Annotated in this window: 1 protein-coding gene; it reads right to left on the reverse strand. The window is 37.2% G+C overall.

Going from position 1 to position 2,678, the window contains the following annotated elements; genetic code table 11:
* Window positions 1–149: 149 nt before the first annotated feature.
* A complete protein-coding gene (locus tag BUB87_RS13795; RefSeq protein WP_073346653.1) occupies window positions 150–2,093 on the reverse strand; it encodes an oxidoreductase in 1,944 nt (647 codons plus the stop codon).
* Window positions 2,094–2,678: the final 585 nt, after the last annotated feature.

The raw sequence follows: 2,678 nt of genomic DNA on the forward strand, positions 1-2,678 counted from the left end.
TATACTAAGAAATGGGTTAAATAAAATGTTAATTGATTCTTATCAAGAAAGAGCATGAAATTAATCTAAATACACAAAATATTTTTCACTCCCCAATAATACCTTCAAACAGTCACCTAATCAGCCTCGCCTTTATCAATTTTAAAAAATCACAAATTATAAGCTATCCGGAAAGCTTCATGAACGGCATCTATAATCTTTCGTGCTTTGATGCAGTCACCAATAGCGTAAACAGGTATACCTTCTCCCTCAATAGACTTTAACAATTCGTTCTTGGGTCTAGATCCCACTGCAATTACCACTGTATCTATACCAGTTATTTCTTCTGTTCTATCTTCTTTTTCTATAATAACTCCATTTGTTAATATTTCTCGGACTTTGCTCTTTGTTAACATTGTAATTTTCTTCTCAACCATTCGATTTAGTAATAGGCCTCTAGTCAAGGATCCAACATCTACCGCTATGTCGTCCAACATTTCTATCAATGTAACCTGTTTACCTTGATCAGCCAAAAACTCTGCAGTTTCACAGCCCACCAATCCACCACCAACGACAACAACTTTTTCGCCGACAGAAGCTGAACCACTAAGAACATCGTGTGCGGTAACAACATTCTTCTGGTCAATTCCAGGAATCTCTGGAATTATTGGTTCAGATCCTGTTGCCACAATTACTGCATCAGCTTTAATTTCTCGAATCATCTTTGTATCTGCTTCCTTACCTTTTATAATCCTAACACCAGATTTTTCTACTTGGCTAATAAGATAATTAGTCAAATCATTTATTTCTTCTTTATGAGGTGGTACAGCAGCAATTCGCAATTGTCCACCTAACTCTCCTTGTTTTTCGCAAAGAATAACTTCATGTCCTCGCAAAGCTGCTACCCTAGCCGCTTCTAGCCCACCAGGTCCACCACCAATTACTAGTACTTTCTTCTTATTCTTTGCGGGAGTTTGTAAATCAATTTCTGTTTCATGTCCAGTTAATGGATTAATCATGCATGTAATGTCAATATCTTGGAATAAACGGTCAATACAGCCCTGGTTACATCCGATGCACTTCCTTATTTCTTGAACCTTACCTTCAGATATTTTTTTAGGTAATTCTGGATCAGCTAACAAAGCCCTCCCCATAGAAACTAGGTCAGCTTTACCTTCCCGAATGATTTGTTCTGCCATAACCGGATCTTTGATTCGACCCACAACAATTACAGGCACTTTACTGTTAATTGCTTTCTTTATAGCAGCGGCATTTTCTACAAAACAACCTTGAGGAATAGCTGCAGGTTGGATAATCATTGCCGCTGATTCATAAACCCCTCCTGAAATATGGAGAGCATCAATCCTTGCTTCTACCAATTTTTGAGCAAATATCTTGGTATCTTCAATAGTAAGTCCTCCTGTAACATATTCTTCGGCACTCATGCGATATATAACAGGAAAGTCTGTTCCAACTTCTTCCCTCACCCTCTTAACAACCTCTAATGGGAATCTCATCCTGTTTTCAAAAGTCCCACCATACTCGTCAGTGCGTTTATTACTATATGGCGATAGGAATTCATTAAGCAGATAGCCATGAGCGCCATGGATCTCAACTGCGTCAAAACCCGCTTCCTTCGCACGTCGTGCAGCTTGTCCAAACGCCTCTACTAACTCTTTTATTTCGTCCACTGATAATTCCTTGGGCATTTCCTGCTTAACCGGACAAGGAATAGCCGAAGGGGCAACTATACTCATTCCAGTAACTTTTGAAGTTGTTTGTCTGCCACCATGATAGAGTTGTACAGCAATTTTTGCTCCATGCCTATGAACTGTCTCGGTTAACTCTTTTAATCCAGAGATTAACTCATCCTTGTAGATCCCTAATTCGTTTTTAAAACCCTTGCCACTTGGATGCACATATGTTGCTTCAACAATAATTAAGCCAACTCCGCCCTTAGCCCTAGTCTCGTGATAGGCCTTAAAACGTTCAGTAACCGCACCATCATCAGCAGCGTAATTTGTAACCATGGGAGGCATGACAATCCTGTTTCTCAGTTTCATTGTCCCAATTTGAATCGGCTCTAAAAGTTTGTCAAACTTAGATGCATTCATTTTAAATCCTCCTATTCCATCTTGGCACTGTCAAAGCTTTTAGCTTAAACAATAGCTAAAATTCTTGTTACAGTACCTTTTTTTATTTTTACTTGCTAAATATATTCGCTACATTATGATGAAATCCTTCTGAATTTTAATTGAAATATTGTTTTTTTTAATATTCTTGATATATTATTTAATGTTAATTCCTGTTATAATTTAAAGTAGATTGGTGGAAGGATAGGATGAAAATTAGGGGGTTGCTCAATGTCTATAAATAAGCAACTTGACGAAAAAAAGTTGGTGGGGACAATCACAGCATTTATGCAGAAATCAAGCGTTATGCACAGCAACAAAAAGATTTATGGATTGAAGAAATAAAAATAATCAAACCAGAGGTAATTATTTGCGGCGGAACATTTGAGATAGTTAAAGAAATTCTTAAGTTTAAAGATAAACCATGCGGCTCTGGCGCAATAGTAAGTGAAGCGTTAAACGCGCTGTTTATAGGGGAGTGAAAAATATTTTGTGTATTTAGATTAATTTCATGCTCTTTCTTGATAAGAATCAATTAACATTTTATTTAACCCATTTCTTAGTATA

The sequence above is a fragment of the Caldanaerobius fijiensis DSM 17918 genome (assembly GCF_900129075.1).
Lineage (GTDB): Bacteria > Bacillota > Thermoanaerobacteria > Thermoanaerobacterales > Caldanaerobiaceae > Caldanaerobius > Caldanaerobius fijiensis.

Coding starts and splice junctions, on each gene's coding strand:
- BUB87_RS13795 (WP_073346653.1), bottom strand. CDS start 2,093: ATGAATGCATCTAAGTTTGACAAACTTTTAGAGCCGATTCAAATTGGG.